We start from the raw sequence: 16,568 nt of genomic DNA, 5'->3' as shown, positions 1-16,568 counted from the left end.
TCCCGTCGCCCAATGAAACACTTAGGCGAAATGTTCCACAACGGCCGAACGGGTGAGGGATTGTCCGGTTGTTGGTGAATGAGCGCCGGACCGAGCGCTCGAGGGCGTCCTGGCCGACGCGGGCACCGGGTACAGGCGCCTGGCTAGCGCTCCAGGGCGCCTTGGACGAGCTTGTCGAGCAGCGTCGTCGCGACGGCCAGGTCGACCGAGCGCGCGGCCAGGACGTCGGAGTAGAGGAACGACTCGCCCAGGCGGACCACGGCGAACGCCAGGTCGGGCAGCGGGACCAGCGGGGTCAGCCCGGCGGCCTCGGCGTCGGCGCGGAACAGCTCGACGTGCGCGTCGACCAGGGCGGGCTGGACGCCGCCGCGCGGGTCGGTCAGCACCCGCAGCGCGACCGTCGACTCGGTGTCGAACAGCTTGCGCATGCCCGCGTTGCCGGCCACCTCGCGGCGGTACTCCTCCATCACCCAGAGGCAGCGCAGCCGCCCGTCCGGGCCGCGGACGTCGTCGCCGTGCTTCGTGTGCCAGCGCTCCAGCGCCTGCCGCCAGGTCCGGTCGGAGAGCAGCAGCAGCCCGGCGCCCATCAGGTCGTCCCGGTTGCCGACGCGGCGGAAGAACGTCGTGCGCGAGATCCCCAGCTCGGCCGCCATCCGGCCGAGGTCGAGGCGGGTGCCGGCGAACAGCAGCCGGGCCGCGTGCCGGACGATGTCGTCGGTCGAGACAGTCACCGGGCGCAGCCTAGTACCGCCCGGGATCCCGCTGGCGCGCAGGGAATTCCCCGCAGGTCGCCGACGGTTACGTTGAAGTGCGTGCCGCCCCGTGGTTACCGTGGTGGCAGTTCCCGATCAAGGAGTGCGTCGTGCGCGTCGACATCTGGTCCGATCTCGTCTGCCCGTGGTGTTACCTCGGCAAGCGCCGGTTCGAGCAGGCCGTGGCCGAGCTCGGCGTGGACGTCGAGGTGGTGCACCACTCGTTCCAGCTCGACCCGTCGTTCCCGCGCGGGACGTCCCGGCCGACCCGCGAGATCCTCTCGGAGAAGTACGGCCGGACGCTCGAGGAGGCCGACGAGATGGAAGCGCAGATGGAACAGCGCGCCGCGGCCGACGGGCTCGAGTACCACCTCGACGGGGTCCACATGGGAAACACCGTCGACGGGCACCGCCTGGTCCACCTCGCCGCCGACCGCGGCCTGGCCGACGAGGTCGTCGACCGCTTCTACCGCGCGCACTTCACCGAACGGCGGTCGCTGTTCGACCGCGACTCGCTGGTCGAACTGGCCGCCGAAGCCGGGCTGGACGCCGAGGAGGCCCGCGCCGTGCTCGCGTCCGACACCTACGAAGCCGAAGTCGAGGCGGACGGCGAGCAGGCGCGGGCCCTCGGCGCGACCGGGGTGCCGTTCTTCGTGATCGACAGCCGGTTCGGCGTCGCCGGCGCGCAGACACCCGAGGTGTTCACCCAGGTGCTGCGCCGGGCGCTGGAGCCCGCGGCGGGCTAGCGGCGACGGCGGCTCCGGCTGAAGCGCGACCGGTCGGTGGCGACCCCGGCCAGGTGCAGCGCGACGCACAGCAGGCCGGCGGTGGTCAGGGTGCTCGTGGTGATGACCGGGCCGAGGCTGAACCCGGCGAGCTCCATGATCAGGGCGAGCCCGAAGAGCACTGCGGCGACGATGGCGAGCATGACGTCCTCGTTTCCTTGGGTAGGACCGAATGGTCCCCACCACTACGGCATTTGCGGTACCGGACAACGGATTCGCCGTCCGGCTGGTGGCCAGTAGTTCCCCTTGGGCCCCGCGATGAAACGAGCTGCCGCCGTCTGCGTAAAACCGGCTATTCCGGCGGCGGTGCCGTGCTGGCGCGGACGACCAGTTCGGTCGGGACGGTCACCGGCGCGCCCGCTTCGACGTCGGCCGCGATCTCGGCGAGCAGGGCGGCCACCGCGTGCCGGCCGACCGCCTCGAACGACTGGCGGATCGTGGTGAGCGGGGGCCAGAAGTGGGCGGACTCGTCCATGTCGTCGAAGCCGACGACGCTCACTTCGCCCGGCACGCTCCGGCCGGCTTCGTGCAACGCGCGCAGCAAGCCGAGCGCCATCTGGTCGTTCGCCGCGAACACCGCGGTCACGGCCGGGTCCGTGGCGAGCACCTGGCCGGCGCGATATCCCGACTCGGGGGACCAGTCGCCGGTGAGCACCGGCGGCACCTCGCGGCCGGCACCCTCCAATGTGGCCTGCCACGACTTCCGGCGCCGCTCGGCCGCGTAGGACTGCGGCGGGCCCGCGATGTGCCGGACCGTGCGGTGCCCGAGGTCGAGCAGGTGCCGGGTCGCCGTCGCCGCGCCGTCGGCCTGGTCGGTGTCGACGACGGGGTAGTCGTACCGCGCGCTCGAGTCGATCACCACCACCGGCAGGCCGTGCGGCAGCTCGATCTCGCTCTGGTCGAGCTGGTGCTGCTCGATGAGGATGACGACGCCGTCGACCGCCTGCTCGTTCAGCTTGCTGAACGCCCCGGTGACCTCACCCTGCGTCGGGCGCGTCACCGGCATCAGGATGATCGAGAACCCCTCGGCGACGACCGCCGCCGCGATGGCGTCGAGCGTGCGGCTGTTCCCGAACGTCGGCAGCGCCGAGATGATCACGCCGATGCTGCGGAACGACCCGTTGCGCAGCGCGCGGGCCGCGCTGTTGGGCCGGTAGCCGATGCGGCGCATCGCGGCCAGGACCCGTTCGCGGGTGGCGTCGTCGACGTTCGCCCGGCCGTTCGCCACCCGGGAGACCGTCTGGCCCGAGACGCCCGCCTCGCGGGCCACGTCCGCCATCGACGGTCCACGGCGAGCGGATGCAGCCGGCACAGGTGGCTCCTTGGCGTCCTGGACATGTTTACGTCAACACGGTACCTTCCGGTCGTCCATGTTAACGTAAACATCAGCACGAACCGCCGGAGGGACGATGACGTCCACAGTGGCTTCCATGGCTCCCATGGCTCCCATGGCTTCAGCGGCCCCACCGGCCCGCCGACCACGGCGGCAGTGGCGTGGCTGGCTCTTCGTCGCCCCGTTCATGGTCGTCTTCGCGCTGACGTTCCTGGCGCCGATCATCTACGCGTTCGGCCTCAGCCTCTTCCGCGACCAGGCCTTCTTCGGCGGGACGACGTTCGTCGGCGCCGCGAACTACGCCGACGTCCTCGCCGACGCGAAGTTCTGGGACTCCTTCCTGCGGGTGCTGCTCTTCCTCGCCGTCCAGGTGCCGGTGATGCTGCTGCTCGCGCTCGTCGCCGCGCTGGCGATCGACAGCGCCCGGCTGCACGCGGCCGGGTTCTTCCGGATCGTGATCTTCCTGCCCTACGCCGTGCCCGCGGTGGTCGCCGCGCTGATGTGGGGCTTCATCTACGGCGACCACTTCGGACTGGCGGCGGACCTGAACCACCTGCTCGGCCGCGACGTCGTGAAACCGTTGTCGGAAAACTGGATGCTCGCCTCGATCGGCAACGTCGTCACCTGGGAGTTCGTGGGCTACAACATGCTCATCTTCTACTCCGCGCTGAAGGTGATCCCGAAGGAGCTGTTCGAGGCGGCGGCGATCGACGGCGCGGGCGCGTTCCGCACCATCTCGAGCATCAAGCTCCCGGCGCTGCGGGGCGCGATCGTGATCGCCACGATCTTCTCGATCATCGGCAGCTTCCAGCTGTTCAACGAGCCGAACATCATGCGCACGCTGGCGCCCAACGTGATCGGCACGTTCTACACGCCGAACATGTACGCCTACAACCTCTCCTTCGGCGGCCAGCAGTACAACTACTCCGCCACGGTCGCGATCGTGATGGGCGCGATCACCGCCGTCATCGCCTACGTCGTGCAGCTGCGCGGCGCCCGGAAGGGGATGTGATGACGGCAGTCTCCGTGACGCGCCCCCGCCGGTCCCGGGTGCTCACCACGGTCATGGCGCTGTACCTGCTCTACACCCTGGTCCCGCTGGTGTGGCTGGTGATCAACGCGACCAAGACGCAGGACGCGCTGTTCAGCAGCTCGGGGCTGTCGTTCGGCGGCCCGTTCGCGCTGTTCGACAACATCGGCCAGACCTTCACCTACGACAACGGGATCTTCCTGCGCTGGCTGGGGAACACGCTGCTCTACGTCGGGGTCGGCGCCGGCGGCGCGACGGTCCTCGCCACCGCGGCCGGGTACGGGATGGCCAAGTACCGCTTCCCCGGCCGCAAGGCGGTCTTCGCCGTCGTGCTCGGCGCGGTGGCCGTGCCCGGGACGGCGCTCGCCGTGCCGACGTTCCTGATGTTCAGCAAGCTCGGGCTGACGAACACCCCGCTGGCCATCATCATCCCGTCGCTGATCAGCCCGTTCGGCCTCTACCTGATCTGGGTGTACGCCACCGAAGCCATTCCCGACGAGCTGATGGAGGCGGCGCGGATCGACGGCGCGGGCGAGCTCCGGATCTTCTTCACCGTGACGCTGCGCCAGCTGGTCCCCGGCGTGGTGACCGTCGCGCTGTTCACCATGGTGTCCACCTGGAACAACTACTTCCTGCCCCTGATCATGCTGAGCGAGCCGAAGTGGTACCCGCTGACCGTCGGGCTGAACCAGTGGAGCGCGCAGGCCTCCGGCGCCGGCGCGCGGCCGGTGTTCAACCTGGTGCTCACCGGTTCGCTGCTCACGATCATCCCGCTCGTCGTCGCTTTCCTGCTCCTGCAACGCTTCTGGCAGTCCGGTCTCAGTGCGGGCAGTGTCAAGCAATGAGCGTGTCAAGCAACAAGCACAGCCGTCACACCGTCGTGAAGGGACACCCGATGTCACGCATCCGCACTCGCGCCAAGGCGTTCGGCGCCGTCGCACTGGCCGCCCTGCTGGCCGTGGGCTGCTCGTCCGGAAGCTCCTCCGGGCCGGCCGGCGCCACCGGCACCCAGGACTCCGTCGACGCCGCGCTGAAGGCCGGCGGGGAGATCACCTACTGGAGCTGGACGCCGTCGGCCAAGGACCAGGTCGCCGCGTTCCAGAAGGAGTTTCCCAACGTCAAGGTCAATTACGTCAATGCCGGCACGAACAAGGACGAGTACACCAAGCTGCAGAACGCGATCAAGGCCGGCTCCGGCGCCCCGGACGTCGCGCAGGTCGAGTACTACGCGTTGCCGCAGTTCGCGCTGACCGACTCGCTCGCCGACCTCGGCCAGTTCGGCTTCCAAGCGTTCGAAAAGGACTACAGCGCGTCGACGTGGGCGCAGGTGAAGAACAACAACGGGCTGTACGGCCTGCCGCAGGACTCCGGTCCGATGGCGTTGTTCTACAACAAGGAGGTATTCGACAAGAACGCCATCGCCGTGCCGAAGACCTGGGAGGAGTACGTCGCCGCGGCCAAGAAGCTGCACGCGGCCGACCCGACGAAGTACATCACCTCCGACACCGGCGACCCCGGCTTCGCGCTGAGCATGATCTGGCAGGCGGGCGGGCACCCGTTCACCGCGGACGGCCGGAACGTGAAGATCAACCTGGCGGACGCGGGCTCGAAGAAGTGGACCGCGCTGTGGAACCAGCTGGTCGAGGGCAAGCAGCTCGCCCCGGTCAAGGAGTGGTCCGACGACTGGTTCCGCGCCCTGGGTGACGGCACCATCGCCACCCTGGTCACCGGTGCCTGGATGCCCGGCAACTTCAAGTCCTCGGTGCCCGGCGGCGCCGGGAAGTGGGCGGTGGCGCCGATGCCGACCTACGACGGGCAGCCGGTCACCGCGGAGAACGGCGGCAGCACGCAGTCGGTGCTCAAGCAGAGCAAGAACCCGGCGCTGGCCGCGGCGTTCGTGCGCTGGCTCAACCACGGCAACGGCGTCAAGCCGTTCATCGAAAGCGGTGGCTTCCCGGCCACCACGGCCGACCTGAGCTCACCCGCGTTCGTCGACGAGGCCGTGCCGTACTTCGGCGGGCAGAAGGTCAACCAGGTGCTGACGCAGGCGTCGAAGGACGTCGCGAAGGGCTGGACGTACCTGCCGTACCAGACCTACGCCAACAGCGTTTTCACCGACACCGTCGGGCAGGCCTACCTCAACGGCACCAGCCTCGACGCCGGGCTGGCCGCGTGGCAGAGGGCGCTGGTCGACTACGGCAACCAGCAGGGCTTCACGGTCACCGCGGGATGAGCGTCCGGATCGAAGGTGACGTGAACGAGGCCGTCGGCCCGGTCCCGCGCCGCCTGTTCGGCTCGTTCGTCGAGCACCTGGGCCGGGCCGTGTACACCGGGATCCACGAACCGGGACACTCCACTTCGGACAGCCGTGGGTTCCGGGGCGACGTCTTGGAGCTGGTCCGGGAACTGGGCCCGACGGTGGTGCGCTACCCCGGCGGCAACTTCGTCTCGGCGTACCGCTGGGAGGACGGCGTCGGGCCCGACCGGCCGGTCCGGCTCGACCCCGCCTGGCACAGCGTGGAGTCCAACCGGTTCGGGCTGCACGAGTTCGCCGCGTGGGCGCAGGCCGCGGACGTCGAGGTGATGTACGCGGTCAACCTCGGCACCCGCGGCGTCCAGGAAGCCGCCGACGTCCTCGAGTACTGCAACCACCCCGGCGGCACCGAACTGAGCGAGCGGCGGCGCGCGAACGGCGCCGACCGCCCGTTCGGCTTCCGGTTGTGGTGCCTGGGCAACGAGATGGACGGGCCGTGGCAGATCGGGCACAAGACGGCCGGCGAGTACGGCCGGCTGGCCGCGGAGACCGCCCGGGTGATGCGGATGATCGACCCGGACGTCGAACTGGTCGTCGCCGGGAGCTCGCACGCGGAGATGCCGACGTTCGGCGAGTGGGAGCGCACGGTGCTGCGGCACACGGCCGGGCTCGTCGACCACATCTCGCTGCACGCCTACTACCAGGAGATCGACGGCGACACCGACAGTTACCTCGCGAGCGCGTCGGCACTGGACGCCTACATCCGGACGACGGCAGGGATCATCGACGAGGTGGGGGCCCGCGTCGGGATCAGCGTCGACGAGTGGAACGTCTGGGACCTGCGCCGCTGGAACGAGACCGAGCAGCCCGAGCTCGTCGCCGGAGGCTGGCCGGAGCACCCGCGGCTGCTGGAGGAGACGTACGACCTCACCGACGCGGTGGTCGTCGGCTCGCTGCTGAGCTCGTTGCTGCGCAACGTCGACCGCGTCACGATGGCCAACCAGGCGCAGCTGGTGAACGCGATCGCGCCGATCCGCACCGAGCCCGGCGGCGCGGCCTGGCGGCAGCCGACGTTCCACCCGTTCCGGCTGGTCTCCTCGCTGGCCCGGGGTGTCAGTCTCCGGCTGGGTGCCGAAGGAGAGCGGATCCGGACCGCGCGGCACGGTGAGGTCGATCTCGTCGACGTCGCCGCGACAGTGGACGGGTCCGCGGGTGCGGTGTTCCTCACCAACCGCGCCCCGGCGTCGGGCACCGACGTCGAGATCCGGCTCCGCGGCGGGCGGTTCGCCCTGTCCGCCGCCGAAACCCTCGACGCGGCGGGACCGGTGCCGCTGCCCGGTGCCACCGCGACGTCCGACGAGAAGGGAACCGTCATCACCGCGACGCTGCCACCCCGGTCCTGGAGTGTGCTCCACCTGGCGGGCCCGGATGCCTGAGTTCGTCATCGGCGAGACCGATTTCCTGCTCGACGGCCGGCCGTTCCGGATTATTTCCGGTTCCCTGCACTACTTCCGGGTGCACCCGGACCTGTGGGCCGACCGGATCGACAAGGCACGGCGGATGGGGCTCAACACCATCGAGACGTACGTGCCGTGGAACGCGCACGCGCCCGAGCCCGGCACCTTCGACCTCACCGGCGGCCTCGATCTGGACCGGTTCCTGCGCTTGATCGCCGACGCCGGGATGTACGCGATCGTCCGGCCCGGTCCGTACATCTGCGCGGAGTGGGACAACGGCGGGCTGCCGGCGTGGCTGTTCCGGGACCCGGAGGTGGGGGTCCGCCGGTTCGAGCCGCGGTACCTCGCCGCCGTGCGCGAGTACCTGACGCGCGTGCTCGAAGTGGTTGTGCCGCACCAGATCGACCGTGGCGGGCCGGTGCTGCTGGTCCAGGTCGAGAACGAGTACGGCGCGTTCGGCGACGACAAGCGGTACCTGAAGGCGCTGGCCGAGTACACGCGCGCGGCCGGGGTGGTGGTACCACTGACCACAGTGGACCAGCCGGACATGCTCGAAGCCGGTGGCCTCGACGGGCTGCACCGGACGGCGTCGTTCGGTTCCGGCGCGGCGGCGCGGCTCGCGACCCTGCGCGCGCACCAGCCGGCCGGGCCGCTGATGTGCGCCGAGTTCTGGAACGGCTGGTTCGACGACTGGGGCACCCACCACCACACGACCTCCGCCGCGGACGCCGCGGCCGAACTGGACACGCTGCTCGCCGCCGGCGCGTCGGTCAACCTGTACATGTTCCACGGCGGCACCAGCTTCGGGCTCACCAGCGGCGCCAACGACAAGGGCGTCTACCGGCCGATCGTGACGTCCTACGACTACGACGCGCCGCTGGACGAAGCCGGCGACCCGACACCGAAGTACCACGCGTTCCGGGACGTGATCGCCCGCTACCACGAGGTTCCGGACACGCCGCCGCCCCCGGCGCGGCCCGCGCCGACGCCGTCCGCGGTGCTGGGTGACCCGGTGTTCCTGCTCGAAGCCCCGCAGCGCTGGGGCCCGTGGCGGTCCTTCGAAGAGCTGCCGGTGTTCGACGAGCTGTCCCCGATGCCGCGGCTGGCGCTGCTGCGGACCTGGGTCGACGGGCCGGGCGTGCTGGTGTTCGGCGAGGTCCGCGACCGCGCGACGGTGTTCGTGGACGGCGTCCGCGTCGGCACGCTGCTGCGGGAGCACCACGAGCGCGCGCTGCCGCTGCCGGGCGGCCGGGGCGAGCTGCTGGTGCTGGTCGAGGACGAGGGCCGCGTCGACTACGGCCCGCGGATCGGCGAACCGAAGGGCATCATCGGCGGCGCCTCGGTGGACGGCTCGCCGTTGCTGGGGTGGGAAGTACTGCCGCTCGACCTGGCCGCACTGCCTTCCGCGCCTTCCGCGCCTTCCGTCCCGGCGCCGGTGGCGGGCCCGGTGGCCGGCCCGGTGCTGCTGCGCGCGTCCGTCGACGTCCCCGCGTCGGCCGACTTGTTCCTGGACACGGGCGAGTGGGGCAAGGGCATGGCGTGGTTCAACGGCTTCCCGCTGGGCCGCTACTGGCGGCGCGGACCGCAGCGGACGCTGTACGTGCCGCGCCCGGTCGTCCGGGCCGGGGCCAACGAACTCACCGTGCTCGAACTGGACACCCTGCTGGACCGGGCGGCGAGGTTCGTGCCGCGGCCGCTGCTGGGGCACACCGAAGCCTGAGGGTTGGCGGCGCATTCCCGCTGGGGGCGAAGGGTCCGGTGCCGGTTCGGCCCGGGGCAGTCACGAGCCGCGGTCACGCGTCGGGCACCGCGGGCCGGCTGTCCCGGGCCGGTGCCCGGCCGAACGCCGGGACCAGTGCCGGGTCGTTGAACGCCGTGATCCGCGCGATCCGGTCGCCGGCGAGTGTCAGCACCTGGACGCCGTGGGGCTCGAAGCCGCTCTCGGTCCGGGCGTACTCCACCAGCGCCGGCTGGCCGTTGGCGCGCGTCGGGACCAGGTGCCAGCGGCCCTCGCGCAGCACGCGGCTCGCGAGGAACCCGACGACCGCGTCCCGGCCGGTGAACCACGTCGGGATCGGGGGCATCTCCAGCTCGACGTCGGCCCGCAGCAGCTTCACCAGCGCGCCCGGGTCGGCGCGGACGAACGCGTCGACGTAGCTGTCGAGCAGCGTCCGGCGGGCGGGTTCACCGGGCTCGGCGAGGTCGTCTTCGGCCAGGGCCGCTTCGGCGAGCCGGGTGCGGGCGCGGCGCAGCGCGCTGTCGACGGCGTCGGTCGTCGTGTCGAGCATGCCGGCGACGTCGGCGGCCGGGAACGCCAGCACGTCGCGCAAGGTCAGCACGGCCCGCTGCCGGGCGGGCAGCAGCTGCAGCGCGGCGATGAACGCCAGCCGCACCCCGGCCCGGCCCGCCGTGATCGCCGCCGGGTCGAGCAGCGCGTCCGGCACCGGCTGCAGCCACGGCACCGACGGTTCCGCGTCCGCCACGGTCACCCGGTGGTCGTCGGCCGGCGCGCCCAGGCCCGACGGCAGCGGCCGCCGGGCCCGGGTCGCCAACGCCGTCAGGCAGGCCGTGGTCGCGATCCTGTAGAGCCACCGCCGCACCGAGGAGCGGCCTTCGAACCGGCCGAACCCGCGCCACGCCCGCAGGTAGGTCTCCTGCACGAGGTCCTCGGCGTCGTGGATCGAGCCGAGCAGGCGGTAGCAGTGCGCGAGCAGCTCCGGCCGGAACGGCTCGGTCTCCGCGGCGAAGTCGGTCATGGTCCCGTCCACGTTAGAGCGCGCGCAGCCCGGAACCGTCGACCTGGTACTCCGCGGCGCTTCCGGCGTCCGAAGCGACGTCGAGGACGGCCTTGGCGACCTGCTCCGGCGTCAGGACCGGCTGCAGGCCCTCGATGAAGGCGTCGCGGTCGACGCCGGCACGCGCGGCGTAGCCGGTGACACCGGCCGCGCCGACGCCCGCGGTGGGCGTCAGCTGCGGCAGCAACGTGACGAACCGCAGGCCCAGCGCGGCGCGGTCCGACTCGCCGGCGGCGTACCCGCGCAGGTACCGGACCGCGGCCTTCGCGCTGGCGTACCCGCCGCTGAGCGGCGACCCGCCGAGGGCGGCCCCGCTCGACATCGACACGACGACCCCGCCGGGCGCCAGGGGTTCCCGCAGCGCGGCCCGCGTCCAGGCGAAGACGTGCCGGGTGTCGACGTGCCAGTTGCGGCTGAAGGTCTCCCAGGTCTGTTCGTGGATCGGCGCCATGGGCGGCACGGCCCCGGCGTTGAGCACGAGCAGCGCCGGCCGGTGCTCGTGGAGGACGTCTTGCGCGAGCGTGTCCTCGGTCGCGTCGGCGGCGACGGGCACGAACCGCTCGCCGAGCTCGTCCCGGGCCGCGTCGAGCTCGGCTTCACTGCGAGCGATGCCGACGACGGTGTAGCCGTCGGCGACGAGCGCGGCGGCGATCGCGCGTCCGAAGCCGCGGCCGGCTCCGGTGACGACGGCGGTCTGGCTGGAGTGGGACATCGGGCCCTCCGGGTGGTGGTGCGGTGCGGTCCGGATCAAGACCGCCGGGAGCGCCGGAAACCGTCGTGACGACGACGTGAGCTGGGTCACAGTTGAATCCGGAGCGGCGGCCCGATCCAATGGCGTGGTGACCTCCTCGCTGCTCCTGCGCAACGCCCGCCTGCTCGATCCGGCGACGGGGGAGTACACCGAGGGTGACCTGCGGTGCGCCGACGGCCGGATCGCCGAGGCCGGGCCGGGGCCGGCCGCCGCCGACGTGCGGACGCTCGACCTGCGCGGCGCCGTCGTGCTGCCCGGGCTGATCGACGCGCACGTGCACGTCACCGCGTCGACCGCGGACCTCGGCTCGCTGCCGGCGCAGTCACCGGCCTACGCGGCCGCCCAGGCCGCCCGGATCATGAGCGGGATGCTCGACCGCGGCTTCACCACGGTCCGCGACGTCGCGGGCGCCGACTACGGCCTCGCCGACGCGCAGGCGGAAGGGCTGTTCCGCGGGCCACGGCTGCTGTTCTGCGGCAAGGCGCTGAGCCAGACCGGCGGGCACGGCGACAGCCGCACCCGCGGCACCCGCGTCCGGGACGACCACCCGTGCTGCGCGGGCCTCAGCCGGATCGCCGACGGCGTCGACGCGGTCCGCGCCGCCGCCCGCGACGAGCTGCGCAAGGGCGCCCACCACCTCAAGGTGATGGCCTCGGGCGGCGTCGCGTCCCCGACCGACCGGATCGACTCGACGCAGTACTCGGCCGACGAGCTGCGCGCGATCGTCGAGGAGGCGGAGGCGGCGAACCGGTACGTCGCGGCGCACGCGTACACCGCCCGCGCCGTCAACCGGGCCCTCGAGCTGGGAGTCCGGTCGATCGAACACGGCAACCTCCTCGACGACCGCAGCGTGGAGCTGTTCCTCGCGCGGGACGCGTACCTGGTGCCGACGCTGGTGACGTACTGGGCGCTGAAGGAGGAAGGCCGCGAGCACGGCCTGCCGGAATCCAGCTGGCGCAAGGTGGACGCGGTCCTCGACGCGGGCCTGGCCGCCCTCGAACGCGCGTCCCGCGGCGGCGTGAAGCTGGTCTACGGCACCGACCTCCTCGGCGGTATGCACCGCCACCAGAACCACGAGTTCCGCCTGCGCGCCGAAGTCCAGTCACCCCTGGAGGTGATCCGCGCGGCGACGTCGACGGCGGCGGACCTGCTGAACCTGACGGGCGAGATCGGCACCCTGGCCGTCGGCGCGCACGCGGACCTCGTGGTGGTGGACGGCGACCCGCTCGCCGACGTCGGGGTACTGACCCGGCCCTTCCGGCACGTGGTGCAGGGCGGGGAAGTGGTTTCGGGTTGATCGCGGGACGCGAACGGCGTCAGGCGGGAGTGATCAGGATCGGGTAGCCACCCGGGATTTCGAGGTCCGCCCGGCTCGCGTCGACGAAAGTCTGCAGAGCGGCTCGGATCTGATCGAGCGCTTCGGCGTGCTCTTCTGCGCGCGCGAGGTCGATCGAGCCTTGGTGGCCGGGCCGGCTGGTGGCGCGGATGTCGTCGCGCCGGTCGCTCAGGCTGTTCGCGGCTTCCAGGAGTTCGTGGATGGCGGTGATCACGGGCGTGGGGGCGAAGAAGGCGGCGGTGTGCGTCGCGGCGACGAGATCCTGCAGAAGGGCCTTGTGCTCTTCGGCGGGGGTCGACCAGAGCGGTGCTGTCGCGAGCGCGTAGGTCGCACGGGTGATCTCCGGGTACGCGGTCTCTTTGTACTCGCGGGAGAGCCGTCGCCGCTCGAGCCGGCGCTCCGTGCGCTTCGGGGCCAGTGCGGCGAACGCGGCGATCAGGCCGGTCACCAGGCCGGTGGCCAGGGTGAAAAGGCTGGTGCCCCACCAGGGCGCGGTGCTGGTCATGGTCGGGACGGTACCGGCACGTCAGGAGCCAGAGGGTGCCCCGGAGAGCTGCACGGGGCACCACGGCCGTCATCGCCCCGTCAGCAACGCCACCAGTTGCACACCACGAGCAGGGCGGTGGTGGCGAGGGTGGCGTAGGTCGCGGGGTCGTGCATGAACGTGCTCAACGTGCTCCTTGCTGGATGGGGACTTCGGGATCTGCTGATCCGTGCGCCGGAAACGTACACAACATGAATCATGCGTGCCGACGGAGACCCTAGGGGAGAGATTGCGCGGCTTGCAATGCCGTCAGCGACAAGTGAGAACCACGCTCGGTAGTCGCGTGCTGATGCGTGACCACCGAGCTGCGCAGCTCCGGCCCGCACCTGGGTGACAACATGGTGCGGACCAGGGTAGAGATTCACCCTTTAGTGTTTGTGTGCCCGGTCCCGGCGAGGTGGGCTCGGCATGGCGACGGTGTCTTCGTCGCCTCTGCGGGTGCCCGGGATGAGCTCGTCGGTGTCGACGATGACCTCGTCCAGGCGTGCCTGGAGCCGGGCGGCCTTGGTGTCCCGGCCCCGGCCCCGGTAGAAGGCGATGGCCTCGGTCCAGGCGTCGATCGCGTCGCGGGGATTGTGCAGGCTGAGCAGGATGTCGCCGAGAGTCTCGAGCGCGCGTGCCTGCCCGGTGGCGTTGTGGGCCTGCCGGGCGACGGCCACGGCGTCCCAGGCCAGCCGGAGCGCCTCGCGGGTGTTGCCTTCGGCGTGCGCCAGCCGGGCGCGAGCGGCCAGCAGCTTCATCTTCGCGGTGAGATCGTCGCGATCCTCGAGGGTGGCCAGCGCCTGCCGGCAGTGCATGTGGGCGAGTTCCAGCCGCTGCTCGTGCGTGTGCAGCACGGTCAGCGCCGTGTGGGTCGCGATCTGCCCCACCGTGTCACCGAGGACGGTGCGCAGGTGTAGCGCCCGGTGGTAGTGCGGCAGAGCCTGCCGGTGCCGGTCGAGGTCGGCAAGGGTGTCGGCGAGGTAGTGCTCGGCCTTGCCTTCCCGGACGGGGTCGGGAATCCGGCGCGCCTGGCTGATGCACCGCTGGTAGCAGGCGATGGCTTCGGCGTGCTCGCCGCCGTGCCGGTGGAAGCGGGCCAGGTTGATGTTGACGGTGAGCATCCCGGTGGCTTCGTCGTACTGCGTGGCCAGTTCCAGCGCACGGGTCAGGTAGACGTGCGCCTCCCGGTCGTTGCCGAGGATGAGGTGCAGTTCGCCGAGGTCGTTGAGGGTCGAGGCTTCGGCGATGACGTTGCCGGCGGCTTTCGCCGCCCTGGCCGCGACCGTGAGCCCGTGCGTCATGTCGGCATGGCGGCCGTAGCGGGCCCACGTGTCGGTGAGAAGGTGCGGCAGGATGATCGCGTAGTCGTAGAGTTCGCGGCGTTCGGCCTCGGTGACCAGTGCGGAGAGGTTTCCCCGCTCGAGGAGGGCCCAGTGCATCGCCGCGGTGGCCGTGTCGAAGGTGGTCGGGACGATTCCCGGCTCGGCCGGGATGAGCGGTGGCCGGTTCCCGTAGGGGTGTGCGGTCAAGTGGGCGCGCGCCGCGGTGTGCAGGTAGTGCGACAGCACCCGGCGCAGCGGCCGCAGATCGCTTTCGTCCGGGGTCAGGGTCCGCGAGTAGCGGTGGAAGATGTCGGGAATGCGGTACCGGTCGGTCTCGCGTGGCTGGTCGATGAGGTGCCAGGCGACGAGGTTCTCGAGTGCGCGGCGGGTGGCCACCTTGGAATGGGTGCTGGCCGAGAAGAGCGTGTCGGCGTGGATTTCGGCCCCGGGGTGGTGACCGAAGAGCCGGAACACATCCTGGGCAGTGGCGTCGAGCGCCTGGTACGACGCGGAGAACGTGGTTCGCAGGCTGGCGTCGTCCCCGTCGTCGCCGATGCTCAGCATCGTGTCCGGATCCCTCAGCTGCTCGAGCATGGTGCCGAGGCCGAGGCTGGGTCGGCTGGCGGCGCGCTGGGCCAGCAGCGTCAAGGCCAGCGGGAGGCCGTCGCCGAGCCGGGCCAGCGCCTGAGCGGCCTCGGGTTCCTGCTCGGCGCGCCCTCGCATGCGCCTGCTGAGCAACGTGAACGAATGTTCCTCGTCGAGGTGGCCGAGCTTGATCGTGGGGATGTCGTGCCGGCGGGCCAGGGCGTGCAGCGAGCTCCGTGAGGTGATCAGCACGGTGCACGACTCGACGAGCTCGAGGAGGGTGTCGACCTGCTCGGAGCTACCCACGTTGTCGAGGACGATGAGCAGCGGTGCCTGCCGGCCGAGCAGCGCGCGCAGTTGCGCGGCGCGTGCGGTGGCGCTGACGAGGTGGTCGATCGGGTAGTCGAGTGCGGTCAGTGCGAGATCGACGATCTCGTCGGTCGTCCTCGCCGGTGCCGGCCCGAAGCCCTGCAGGTCGATGCAGACGATGCCGCCGGGGAAGCGGTCGGCCGCGTGGTGCGCCCAGTGAACGGCGAGGCTCGTCTTCCCGATTCCCGGTGGGCCGCTCACGATCGCCGCGGGGGCGTGGCCGGAATCGGCGGACAGCAGCAGCCGGTCGAGTGTTCGCCGTGAGTCGGAGCGCCCGACGAACCCGCGGAGGTTGCGCGGCAGTCCCACGCGAACCGGGCTCACTCCGGCGCCGGGTGCGGCGTGGAGCGTCGACGCGGGTTTGCCGGCCGGCGCCGGGGCCGGGGCGCGCAGCTGCGAGTGGTGCGCTCGCAGGTCCGTGGCCGCGTCGGTGTTCCCGTCTTCCGCGTAGGCCCTGAGCGCCGCCAAGTAGTGGGTGTGCGCCTCGGGTGCCTGCCGCAAAGCGTAGAGCGCGGTGACGCGGAGTTTGACGAAAGCCGGTTCGCTCGCGTGGGGATGGGGCGCGTCGGCCAGGTGGCGCAGTGCTTCCTCGGGGCGCCCGATGGCCAGCAGTTCGGCGGCGAGGAACCCGTAAGCGGGTACCCAGTCCGTGGCCAAACCGGCGCGCCGCCAATTCTGCGCCGGTTCGGTGGTCATGCCGGCGAGTGGCTCGTCGCGCCATAGTGCGAGCGCCGCGCGTGCGACATCGCACGCACTTTCGTGATCTCCCGCCGCGCTGAATTGACGAGCTCTGCGCATTTCGTCGCCGAAGCGGTGGATGTCGACGAGATCAGGGGAGACGTCGAGTTGGTAGCCCCCATTGATCGTGCGTATGACCGGAGGGTCATCGGCGTCTGCGAGTGCCTGTCGAAGCCGCGTGATCGCCTTGTACAAAGCCTCTTTGGGGTTCACCGGCGGGGTCGTGTCGTTCCAGGCCCAGGCGATCAGGCTGTCCTGGGAGAAACGTTTTCCCGGCTGGGTGAGAAGGGTGGCGAGGAGGTGCTGCGCCTGGCGGGAGCCCCAGTGCTCGGTCAACTTCCCGTGCATCCGCACCGTTGTCTGCCCGAGAATGCCGAACGCGATTTCCATTTCGCGGTCCTTCCCCTCTCCTGGTGTCAGCTTTGCATCGTTTTGATGAAACGACGACGACGGCGTGATAACGATCGATTGTGTCCTCGATCTGTCCACGGTTTGTCCGTCCGGTGGGAAGGGTGCCGGGAGAGGCGGAATGCAT

At 71.0% G+C, this 16,568-nt stretch carries 14 protein-coding genes; 7 read left to right on the top strand and 7 right to left on the bottom strand.

Annotated features, from left to right (window positions below; all coding sequences use genetic code 11):
* Positions 1 to 143: 143 nt before the first annotated feature.
* Positions 144 to 731, bottom strand: a complete 588-nt coding sequence (locus tag OHS18_RS21110) for a QsdR family transcriptional regulator (RefSeq protein WP_328450075.1) — start codon at positions 729 to 731, stop codon at positions 144 to 146.
* Positions 732 to 862: 131 nt separating this feature from the next.
* Here OHS18_RS21110 and OHS18_RS21105 point away from each other — a divergent pair, with 131 nt between their 5' ends.
* Positions 863 to 1,498 carry a DsbA family oxidoreductase gene (locus tag OHS18_RS21105; protein ID WP_442874362.1) on the top strand — a complete coding sequence of 212 codons (636 nt, stop codon included), beginning with the start codon at positions 863 to 865 and terminating at the stop codon, positions 1,496 to 1,498.
* Here the strand turns inward: OHS18_RS21105 and OHS18_RS21100 are convergent.
* The gene (locus OHS18_RS21100; RefSeq protein WP_328450077.1) at positions 1,495 to 1,680 is read right to left on the bottom strand and encodes a hypothetical protein; all 186 of its coding nucleotides are present in this window, start codon (positions 1,678 to 1,680) and stop codon (positions 1,495 to 1,497) included. The genes OHS18_RS21105 and OHS18_RS21100 overlap by 4 nt on opposite strands.
* Before the next feature lie 149 nt (positions 1,681 to 1,829).
* Positions 1,830 to 2,816, bottom strand: coding sequence for a LacI family DNA-binding transcriptional regulator (locus OHS18_RS21095; protein WP_328618227.1), 987 nt, complete (start codon positions 2,814 to 2,816; stop codon positions 1,830 to 1,832).
* Positions 2,817 to 2,985: 169 nt separating this feature from the next.
* Here OHS18_RS21095 and OHS18_RS21090 point away from each other — a divergent pair, with 169 nt between their 5' ends.
* From OHS18_RS21090 to OHS18_RS21070, 5 genes are read left to right on the top strand one after another with little or no spacing between them, the layout of a single operon-like run.
* The gene (locus OHS18_RS21090) at positions 2,986 to 3,882 is read left to right on the top strand and encodes a carbohydrate ABC transporter permease (RefSeq protein ID WP_442874363.1); all 897 of its coding nucleotides are present in this window, start codon (positions 2,986 to 2,988) and stop codon (positions 3,880 to 3,882) included.
* The gene (locus OHS18_RS21085) at positions 3,882 to 4,745 is read left to right on the top strand and encodes a carbohydrate ABC transporter permease (protein WP_328618225.1); all 864 of its coding nucleotides are present in this window, start codon (positions 3,882 to 3,884) and stop codon (positions 4,743 to 4,745) included. The genes OHS18_RS21090 and OHS18_RS21085 overlap by 1 nt, the downstream gene beginning before the upstream one ends.
* Positions 4,746 to 4,795: 50 nt before the next feature.
* On the top strand, positions 4,796 to 6,133 hold the full coding sequence (locus tag OHS18_RS21080) for an ABC transporter substrate-binding protein (RefSeq protein ID WP_328618224.1): 1,338 nt from the start codon (positions 4,796 to 4,798) through the stop codon (positions 6,131 to 6,133).
* Positions 6,130 to 7,590 carry an alpha-N-arabinofuranosidase gene (locus OHS18_RS21075; RefSeq protein WP_328450086.1) on the top strand — a complete coding sequence of 487 codons (1,461 nt, stop codon included), beginning with the start codon at positions 6,130 to 6,132 and terminating at the stop codon, positions 7,588 to 7,590. Before OHS18_RS21080 ends, OHS18_RS21075 begins: the two co-directional genes overlap by 4 nt.
* Complete coding sequence (locus OHS18_RS21070) at positions 7,583 to 9,331, top strand: glycoside hydrolase family 35 protein (protein WP_328618223.1); 1,749 nt, start codon at positions 7,583 to 7,585, stop codon at positions 9,329 to 9,331. The genes OHS18_RS21075 and OHS18_RS21070 overlap by 8 nt, the downstream gene beginning before the upstream one ends.
* A gap of 73 nt (positions 9,332 to 9,404) precedes the next feature.
* On the opposite strand, the gene OHS18_RS21065 is transcribed toward OHS18_RS21070, so the two are convergent.
* Positions 9,405 to 10,367: an RNA polymerase subunit sigma-70 gene (locus OHS18_RS21065; RefSeq protein WP_328618222.1), complete on the bottom strand. Its 963-nt coding sequence runs from the start codon at positions 10,365 to 10,367 to the stop codon at positions 9,405 to 9,407.
* A 13-nt stretch (positions 10,368 to 10,380) separates the two neighbouring features.
* Positions 10,381 to 11,118: an SDR family oxidoreductase gene (locus OHS18_RS21060; RefSeq protein ID WP_328618221.1), complete on the bottom strand. Its 738-nt coding sequence runs from the start codon at positions 11,116 to 11,118 to the stop codon at positions 10,381 to 10,383.
* A 127-nt stretch (positions 11,119 to 11,245) separates the two neighbouring features.
* Between OHS18_RS21060 and OHS18_RS21055 the strand changes: the two genes are divergently transcribed.
* Entirely contained in the window at positions 11,246 to 12,454 is a 1,209-nt protein-coding gene (locus OHS18_RS21055; protein ID WP_328618220.1) for a metal-dependent hydrolase family protein, read from the top strand.
* Positions 12,455 to 12,473: 19 nt separating this feature from the next.
* On the opposite strand, the gene OHS18_RS21050 is transcribed toward OHS18_RS21055, so the two are convergent.
* Positions 12,474 to 12,998, bottom strand: coding sequence for a hypothetical protein (locus OHS18_RS21050; protein WP_328618219.1), 525 nt, complete (start codon positions 12,996 to 12,998; stop codon positions 12,474 to 12,476).
* Between the two features lie 407 nt (positions 12,999 to 13,405).
* Positions 13,406 to 16,423 (bottom strand): AfsR/SARP family transcriptional regulator, encoded by a 3,018-nt coding sequence (locus OHS18_RS21045; RefSeq protein ID WP_328618218.1) that lies wholly within the window; start codon positions 16,421 to 16,423, stop codon positions 13,406 to 13,408.
* Positions 16,424 to 16,568: the final 145 nt, after the last annotated feature.

Source organism: Amycolatopsis sp. NBC_00355, from assembly GCF_036104975.1.
Lineage (GTDB): Bacteria > Actinomycetota > Actinomycetes > Mycobacteriales > Pseudonocardiaceae > Amycolatopsis.
Note: the sequence above shows the minus strand (reverse complement) of the source record. Positions and strands in the feature narration are given on the sequence as shown.

Bases quoted from the DNA above. Each gene is read 5' to 3' on its own strand.
- OHS18_RS21100 (WP_328450077.1), bottom strand. From the start codon at position 1,680: ATGCTCGCCATCGTCGCCGCAGTGCTCTTCGGGCTCGCCCTGATCATG.
- OHS18_RS21095 (WP_328618227.1), bottom strand. From the start codon at position 2,816: ATGGCGGACGTGGCCCGCGAGGCGGGCGTCTCGGGCCAGACGGTCTCC.
- OHS18_RS21090 (WP_442874363.1), top strand. From the start codon at position 2,986: ATGGCTTCAGCGGCCCCACCGGCCCGCCGACCACGGCGGCAGTGGCGT.
- OHS18_RS21085 (WP_328618225.1), top strand. From the start codon at position 3,882: ATGACGGCAGTCTCCGTGACGCGCCCCCGCCGGTCCCGGGTGCTCACC.
- OHS18_RS21080 (WP_328618224.1), top strand. From the start codon at position 4,796: ATGTCACGCATCCGCACTCGCGCCAAGGCGTTCGGCGCCGTCGCACTG.
- OHS18_RS21075 (WP_328450086.1), top strand. From the start codon at position 6,130: ATGAGCGTCCGGATCGAAGGTGACGTGAACGAGGCCGTCGGCCCGGTC.
- OHS18_RS21070 (WP_328618223.1), top strand. From the start codon at position 7,583: ATGCCTGAGTTCGTCATCGGCGAGACCGATTTCCTGCTCGACGGCCGG.
- OHS18_RS21065 (WP_328618222.1), bottom strand. From the start codon at position 10,367: ATGACCGACTTCGCCGCGGAGACCGAGCCGTTCCGGCCGGAGCTGCTC.
- OHS18_RS21060 (WP_328618221.1), bottom strand. From the start codon at position 11,118: ATGTCCCACTCCAGCCAGACCGCCGTCGTCACCGGAGCCGGCCGCGGC.
- OHS18_RS21050 (WP_328618219.1), bottom strand. From the start codon at position 12,998: ATGACCAGCACCGCGCCCTGGTGGGGCACCAGCCTTTTCACCCTGGCC.
- OHS18_RS21045 (WP_328618218.1), bottom strand. From the start codon at position 16,423: ATGGAAATCGCGTTCGGCATTCTCGGGCAGACAACGGTGCGGATGCAC.